This window comes from Rhodopseudomonas sp. BR0C11 (assembly GCF_010820945.1).
Taxonomy (GTDB): Bacteria; Pseudomonadota; Alphaproteobacteria; order Rhizobiales; family Xanthobacteraceae; genus Rhodopseudomonas; species Rhodopseudomonas palustris_H.
The window spans coordinates 1-7,634 of sequence record NZ_QTKI01000231.1; the positions used below are offsets into that span (position 1 = coordinate 1).

The 7,634-nt window shown below is 65.2% G+C and carries 4 protein-coding genes and 1 pseudogene; 4 read left to right on the forward strand and 1 reads right to left on the reverse strand.

Features of this window, described 5'->3' with window-relative positions; genetic code table 11:
* The coding region (locus DYI24_RS16990; RefSeq protein WP_164573139.1) for a cytochrome P450 family protein at positions 1-626 on the reverse strand (626 nt) is incomplete at its 3' end.
* Between the two features lie 228 nt (positions 627-854).
* Here DYI24_RS16990 and DYI24_RS16995 point away from each other — a divergent pair.
* From DYI24_RS16995 to DYI24_RS17010, 4 genes and pseudogenes are all read left to right on the forward strand, one after another.
* Positions 855-1,557: pseudogene (locus DYI24_RS16995) on the forward strand (TetR/AcrR family transcriptional regulator).
* Between the two features lies 1 nt (position 1,558).
* Positions 1,559-2,752 carry an efflux RND transporter periplasmic adaptor subunit gene (locus tag DYI24_RS17000; protein WP_107345514.1) on the forward strand — a complete coding sequence of 398 codons (1,194 nt, stop codon included), beginning with the start codon at positions 1,559-1,561 and terminating at the stop codon, positions 2,750-2,752.
* Between the two features lie 141 nt (positions 2,753-2,893).
* A complete protein-coding gene (locus tag DYI24_RS17005) occupies positions 2,894-5,998 on the forward strand; it encodes a MexW/MexI family multidrug efflux RND transporter permease subunit (protein WP_164573140.1) in 3,105 nt (1,034 codons plus the stop codon).
* Between the two features lie 277 nt (positions 5,999-6,275).
* Positions 6,276-7,529: an FAD-dependent oxidoreductase gene (locus tag DYI24_RS17010; protein WP_164573141.1), complete on the forward strand. Its 1,254-nt coding sequence runs from the start codon at positions 6,276-6,278 to the stop codon at positions 7,527-7,529.
* Positions 7,530-7,634: the final 105 nt, after the last annotated feature.

The following is a 7,634-nucleotide window of genomic DNA, read 5'->3' on the forward strand; positions in this document are numbered from 1 at the left end:
GCGGTGCGGCGGGCGATCAGGGTGTCGAGATAGCCGAGAAACTCCGCCACCGCCTCGTTGCCGAGCGCAAATGCCTCCGGCCCGATCACCGGCTCCAGCGCTCCGAGGATCGCCAGCGACCAGCCGCGCAGCGGCGCGCGTTCGTCGTGCGGCACGCCGAGCAGGTTGCCGATCACCTCGATCGGAATTGCGGCGGCAAAGTCCTCGATCAGGTCGACGCGGCCCTTGGCGGCCATCGCATCCAGCAGCCGGTCGACCAGCGCGATCAGGTCCGGCTCCATGCCGGCGATAGCCCGCGGCGTCAGCGCCCCCATGATCAGGCGGCGGACGCGGGTGTGCGATGGAGGATCGTTGAACACCAGGCTGGTGGTGTGGTGCTCGAACAGCAGCGAATCGCCGTATTTCGGCGCGAATTCGCGTTTCTTGTCGGACGAGAACAACGTGGTGTTCTTGTAGACCGCGACCAGATCGTCGTAGCGGGTCAGGAAATAGCCGCCGCCCGCCAAGCGCTTGACCGGCTGGTGCCCCCTGAGCGCCTGATAGGTGGGGTAGGGGTTATCATAAAAGTCGGGCGTCAGACGTGCGAGATCGAACGCTTCCGCGAGCTCTGCTGGGGCCGTTTCCATGTCATTCCCGTTTTTTACGTCTATAGGCGATTTACGACGTTGCCGAAACGCTAAGGAAATCCGCAGGTCGGGTCTTGCGGCGGGAACCTGGGAGACGCATGTCATGCGGCCGGTTCGAGGGCTGGCGCCGGCCGGGAGCGGCCGGTTTCAGCCAATCTCAACACTCACGATTTAGTGCGTCGCAGCGATCCTGATTGACAAGTGCAAAGGTGAGTGCCTACTCACAAGATGACTTCACTGCGCATGACGAGCGACTTGCGCCGGGAATTGATCCTGAGCGCAGCCAAGCGTTGCTTTGCCCGGAATGGCTTTGCAGGGACCACCACCAAGAGCGTCGCGGCCGCCGCGTCGATCTCGGAAGGGTTGCTGTTCAAGCATTTCCCGAGCAAGGCGGCGCTGTATGCCGAGATTTTGGCGTGCGAACGCGAGGCCGATCCGGCCTTGATGGACTTGCTGGGTGCCGAACCCTCGACCCAGACGCTGGTGGTGCTGGTGCGGGGCATGGTGCAGCACTTCCTCCACGCCTCCGATCAGCCGGAGCTGGAGGAAGATCAGCGGCTGCGGCTGCTGGTGTCGAGCCAGCTCGATGACGGCGAGTTCGCCCGTCTGGTGTACGAGAAGGTCTCGGGATTGATCGGCCGGACTTTCGTGACGTCGCTGGAGCGGGCGGTCGAGGCGGGGGATGCAGTCAAGGTCGGCGATGAGCCGATGAACCTGTTCTGGTTCGCCCACCACACTTTGCTGATGGCGGCGCTGGCGCGGCTGCCGTCGGTGCCTTGCCTGAGCTACGGCAACGCCGCGAGCCACGAGCGCCAGATGTGTGAATTCATCCTACGTGGAATTGGTCTGAACGAAGCCGTAATTGCCGCCCATCTCGACCGCGAATTGTCGCCGGGCTGGATCCGGGGCGGAAACGACAGAAAGTGCATGACATGACGCTTGCGACAGAAACTCCGCCGTCGGCGCGGAGCTCCAGCGAGAAGCCCCGCCCGCGTCCGGTGCGGACGGTGCGCTGGTTCATCATCGTCGGATTGCTGCTGGCTCTGCTGGTCGGCGGTCTGGTCGGCTTCAACGCCTTCCGCAACCACATGATCGCGAAGTTCTTCGCCAACAACAAACCGCCGCCGATCACGGTGACGGTCGCCGAGGCGAAGACCGAAGTGCTGCCCAATCTGCTCACCGCGGTCGGCGATCTGGCGGCTGTGCATCAGGTCAACGTCACCTCGGACGTCTCCGGCCGCATCACCGACATCCTGTTTCAGGCTGGCTCGGAGGTGAAGCAGGGGACGCCGCTGGTCAAGCTGTTCGAGGAAACCGAACTCGCCGACCTCGCGAACTACCGTGCCCAAGCCAAGGTCGCCGAGCTGTCGCTCGACCGCGCCAAGCAGCTTGCGGCCCGGCAGTTCGGCCCGCAGGCGACGGTGGACTCGGCGCAGGCGGCGTTCGATCAGGCCAATGCCGGCATCGCCAAGACCGAGGCGCTGATTTCGCAGAAGACGGTGCGCGCGCCGTTCGACGGCATTCTCGGCGTTCGTCACGTCGAAGTCGGCCAGTATCTCAGCGCCGGCACCCAGATCGTGACGCTCACCGATCTGTCGCGGGTCTATGCCAACATCACCGTGACGGAAAAGGATTCCGGCACGCTGGCGGTCGGTCAGCTCGTGCGGCTGAAGGTCGACGCCTATCCGGGCCGCGTGTTCGAAGGCAAGATCACCACGATCGAGCCGCAGATCGCGTCCGATACCCGCAACATCCGGGTGCAGGCGACCCTCGACAATCCCGGGCACGTGCTGCGGCCGGGCATGTTCGCCACCACCACCGTGGTGCTGCCGGACAAGCCGGCGGTGGTCACCGTGCCGGAGACGGCGGTCGACTACACGCTGTATGGCGACTCGGTCTTCCTCATCAAGGAAGAGAAGGGCGAGGACGGCCAGGCCAAGCTGTCGGCCGTGCGCACCTTCGTGCGCACCGGCGACCGCATCGACGGCCGCACCGTGATCCTGACCGGAGTGAAGCCGGGTGATCGCGTCGTCGCGGTCGGCCAGCTCAAGCTGCAGTCTGGTGCCGCGGTCGCGATCTCGACCGATCCGCCTCCGCCGCAGCCGAAGACGCCGCCGCGCTACTAACAGAAGGAGCGCCGGCTGCGCCCAGTGGCGCGGCCAGCTCGTCATCGAACAGGTCCGGCCGGCGATCGTCGCCGTCCGGGGACAACTCAACCGCAGCTCGGTCGCGCAAGGCGCGCCGGGGGTGCGCCACGGAGCGTCCGTATGGTCCTCACAGACATCTTCATCAAGCGCCCGGTGCTGTCGCTGGTGGTCAGCATGCTGATCCTGCTGGTCGGCTTTCGCGCCGCGATGACGCTGCCGATCCGGCAATATCCGAAGCTGTCCAATACCGTGGTGACCATCACCACGACCTATCCGGGCGCGTCACCGGATCTGATGCAGGGCTTCATCACCACCCCGCTCGAACAGGCGGTGGCCTCGGCCGAAGGCGTCGACTACATCACGTCGTCGTCGACCCAGGGCCAGAGCCTGATCACGGTTTACGTCAAGCTCAACTTCGATCCCAACCAGGCGCTCACCGAAGTGCTGGCGAAGGTGAATTCGGTCAAATACCTGATCCCGAAGGAAGCCAACGACCCGGTGATCGTCAAATCCACCGGCCAAACCACGGCGGTGATGTATATCGGTTTCGCCAGCAACGAGCTGTCGGGGTCGGCAATCTCCGACTACCTGACGCGCGTGGTGCAGCCCGTTCTGTCGACCGTCGACGGCGTCGCATCCGCCGACATTCTCGGCGGCCAGACCTTCGCGATGCGGATCTGGCTCGATCCGATACGGATGGCCGGCCGCGGCGTATCGCCGAACGACATCACGGCGGCGATCCAGGCCAATAACTTCCAGGCGGCGGCCGGTCAGACCAAGGGCTATCTGACGGTCTCCAACATCACCACCAACACCGACTTGCAAAACGTCGATCAATTCAAACGAATGATCGTCAAGGCGCAGAGCGGCGGTTTCGTGCGGATGGAGGACGTCGCCACCGTCGAACTTGCGGCGCAGAGCACCGACAGCAGCGTGGCGTTCTCAGGCGAACGCGCGATCTTCATCGGCGTGCAGGCGACTCCGCAGGGCAACCCGCTCAACATCGTCACCGGCGTGCGCGCGCTGTTCCCCGAGATCGAGCGCAACCTGCCGCCGTCGATGAGCATGAAGGTCGCCTACGACTCGACCAAGTTCATCCGCTCGTCGATCGACGAGGTGGAGAAGACGCTGATCGAAGCGGTCGGCATCGTCATCGTGGTGATCTTCTTGTTCCTGGCCTCGCTGCGGTCGGTGATCATCCCGGTGGTGACGATTCCGCTGTCGCTGATCGGCGTCTGCACCGCGATGCTGGCGATGGGCTTCTCGATCAACCTGCTGACCCTGCTGGCGATGGTGCTGGCGATCGGTCTTGTGGTCGACGACGCCATCGTGGTGGTGGAGAACATCCACCGCCATCTGGAGGAGGGGAAGAGTCCGGTCCAGGCGGCGTTGATCGGCGCCCGCGAAATCGTCGGCCCGGTGATCTCGATGACCATCACGCTGGCGGCGGTGTACGCGCCGATCGGCTTCCTCGGCGGTCTCACCGGCGCACTGTTCCGCGAGTTCGCCTTCACGCTCGCCGGCTCGGTGATCGTGTCCGGCATCATCGCGCTGACGCTGTCGCCGATGATGTGCTCGGTGCTGCTCAAGCACCAGGAGAGCCAGGGCTGGTTCGCCCGCAAGGTCGACCAGGTGTTCAGCTCGATCACGCGCTGGTACGGCCGGCAGCTCGACCGCTCGCTCGACTACCGCCCGATCACCGGCATGTTCGCCGTGGTGATCCTCGGCCTCGTCGGCTTCATGTACATGAACACGTCCAAGGAGCTGGCGCCGGAAGAAGACCAGGGCATCGTGTTCGCGGTGACCAAGGCGCCGAAATACGCCAACATCGACTACGCCAATTTTTACGGCGAGAAGCTCGACAAGGCCTATGCCAGTTTCCCGGAAACCGACCTTCGCTTCATCCTGAACGGCACCGCGGGTCCGAACAACGGCATCGCCGGCATGCTGCTGAAGCCGTGGGACGAGCGCAAGCGCAGCGCCATGCAGCTCAAGCCGCTGGTGCAGAAGGAGCTCAGCAAGATCGAGGGCGTCAACGCCTTCGCCTTCAACCTGCCGCCGCTGCCCGGCGGTCCGGGCGGCCTGCCGATCCAGATGGTGATCAACTCCACCGCCGGCTTCCGCGCCGTCTATGAGGAGATGGTCAAGCTGAAGGACGCGGCGCGCAAGAGCGGCCTGTTCATCGTCGCCGACAGCGATCTCGACTTCAACCAGCCGGTGGTGCGGGTGACGATCGACCGCACCAAGGCGAGCGACCTCGGCATCAACATGCAGCGCCTCGGCACCACGCTGGCGACGCTGCTGGGCGGCAACTACGTCAACCGCTTCAATCTCGAAGGCCGGTCGTACCAGGTGATCCCGCAGGTACCGCGTGCCGACCGTCTGACCCCGCAATCGCTCGACGGCTTCTACGTGCCGAGCGCCAGCGGGCAGCAGGTGCCGTTGTCGACGCTGGTGACGATCGAGACCGCCACCGATCCGAACGCGCTGACGCACTTCAACCAGCTCAACTCCGCCACCTTCCAGGCGGTGCCGATGCCGGGCGTCACCGTCGGCCAGGCGGTCGACTTCCTCGAACAGCAGGCCAAGAACCTGCCGTCCGGCTTCAGCCACGACTACCTCGCCGATGCGCGGCAGTATGTGCAGGAAGGCAACCAGCTCGCCATCACCTTCGGCTTCGCTCTGATCATCATCTTCCTGGTGCTCGCCGCGCAGTTCGAAAGCTTGCGTGACCCGCTGGTGATCATGATCACGGTGCCGATGGCGATCTGCGGCGCGCTGATCCCGCTGTTCTTCGGCGTGGCGACGATCAACATCTACACCCAGGTCGGCCTTCTGACCCTGGTCGGCCTGATCAGCAAGCACGGCATCCTGATGGTGGAGTTCGCCCGCGAACTGCAGATCAAGGAGGCGCTCGACAAGCGCACCGCGATCGAACAGGCGGCGCGGGTGCGGCTCCGGCCGATTCTGATGACCACCGCCGCGATGGTCACCGGCCTGCTGCCGCTGCTCACCGCCTCGGGCGCGGGCGCCGCCAGCCGGTTCTCGATCGGCCTCGTCGTAGTGGCGGGCATGATGATCGGCACGCTGTTTACGCTGTTCGTGCTGCCGGCGGTGTATGTGGCGATCGGCACCGATCACCGCGCCGCGCTGGAGTCCGATCGCGCCAAGCAGATCGAAGACTATGAGATGGAGCACGGCTCTCCGGCGCTGAAGCCGAGCTGAACCGAGACTGCGACAATCCGACCAACAATGGCGGGCCGATCGGCCCGCCATTTTCGTTTCCATGCACGCGATTCGTCATCGCGCCGACATCTGCTGTCGCGGCCTCGTAAATCTGCTTGTCGCAATGATGCGAAAGAGAGCGCGTTGCCCGGCGTTTGAGCGGCCGGTGACGACACGGTTTGCATCATGCGGCGTCAGTCGTGATGCGCCGTTATGGCACCATTGCAAATGCGGTTTGGCGTTTGCGAAATCGCACTGATGCGCTTAACTCGGAACCATGAAGCGGAACGAGACCGGTGTCGTGGTGCTCGGCGCGGGCATTGTCGGTGTCTGCGCAGCCTTGCACCTGCAGCGCCGCGGCCGAGATGTGGTGCTGGTCGACCGCAACGGCACGGCGGGTGACGAGACCAGCTACGGCAATGCCGGGCTGATCGAATGCGCCTCGGTGTTTCCCTACATGTTTCCGCGCGATCCCGGCCATCTGCTGCGCTACGCGCTGAACGGCTCGGCCGATGCGCATTATCAGCTCTCCGGCATTCCCGAATTCCTGCCCTGGCTGGTGCGGTATTTCCTCGCGTCGTCGCCGCGTCGCGCGGCGCAGACCGCGCAGGCGGCATTGCCGCTGATCCGGCGCAGCCTCGCCGAGCACGAGGCGCTGATCGCCGATGCCGGCGTGCCCGAGCTGCTGCGCAAGACCGGCTGGATCAAGCTGTTTCGTTCGCCGAAGAGCTTTGCCAAGGCGCTCGGCGATCTTGAGCGGGCGCGGCAGTTCGGCGTCGTCGCCGACGTGCTCGATCGTGCCGGCATCGCCGAACGCGAACCTCACCTCACCGGCGATTTTGCCGGGGCGATCCACTGGCTGGAGCCGGGCTCGATCCCTGATCCGGGCGGTCTGGTCAAAGCCTATGCGGCGCTGTTCTCCCGGCGCGGCGGCCGTTTCGTCAAAGGCGATGCGCGCACGCTGCAGCAGGAGGAGGGCGGCTGGCGGGTCGCGACCGAGCTCGGACTCGTCACCGCCCGCGAAGTGGTGGTGGCGATGGGGCCGTGGTCGGACTTGGTGTTCAAGCCGCTCGGCTATCGCTTCCCGCTCGGCGTCAAGCGCGGCTACCACGTCCATCTCACGCCGCGCGGCAATGCACGTCTGCAGCACGCGGTGCTCGACGCCGATCGGGGCTATCTGCTGGCACCGATGAACCGCGGCATTCGCCTGACCACCGGGGCCGAGTTCGCGCGCCGCGATGCGCCGCCGTCGCCAGTGCAGATCGCGCAGACGCTGCCGGTGGCGCGCGCGCTGTTCCCGCTCGGCGACACCATCGAGCCGCAGCCATGGATGGGCGCGCGGCCGTGCCTGCCGGATATGCTGCCGCTGATCGGCCGCGCGCCGCGCCATCCCGGCCTGTGGTTCGATTTCGGCCATCAGCATCACGGGCTGACGCTCGGTCCAGTTACCGGCCGGTTGCTCGCCGAGATGATGACCGGTGAACAGCCGCTCACCGATCCCCAGCCGTTCTCCGCCGAACGCTTCGGTTGAAGCGCGGCGTCCGCGCGTCGGATCGCTTGCATCGCGGCACCAGTCGCGGCGATACTGGTTGACGCGTCAATGCAGGACTGTGGAGCGGCCATGAAAGGCAACGTC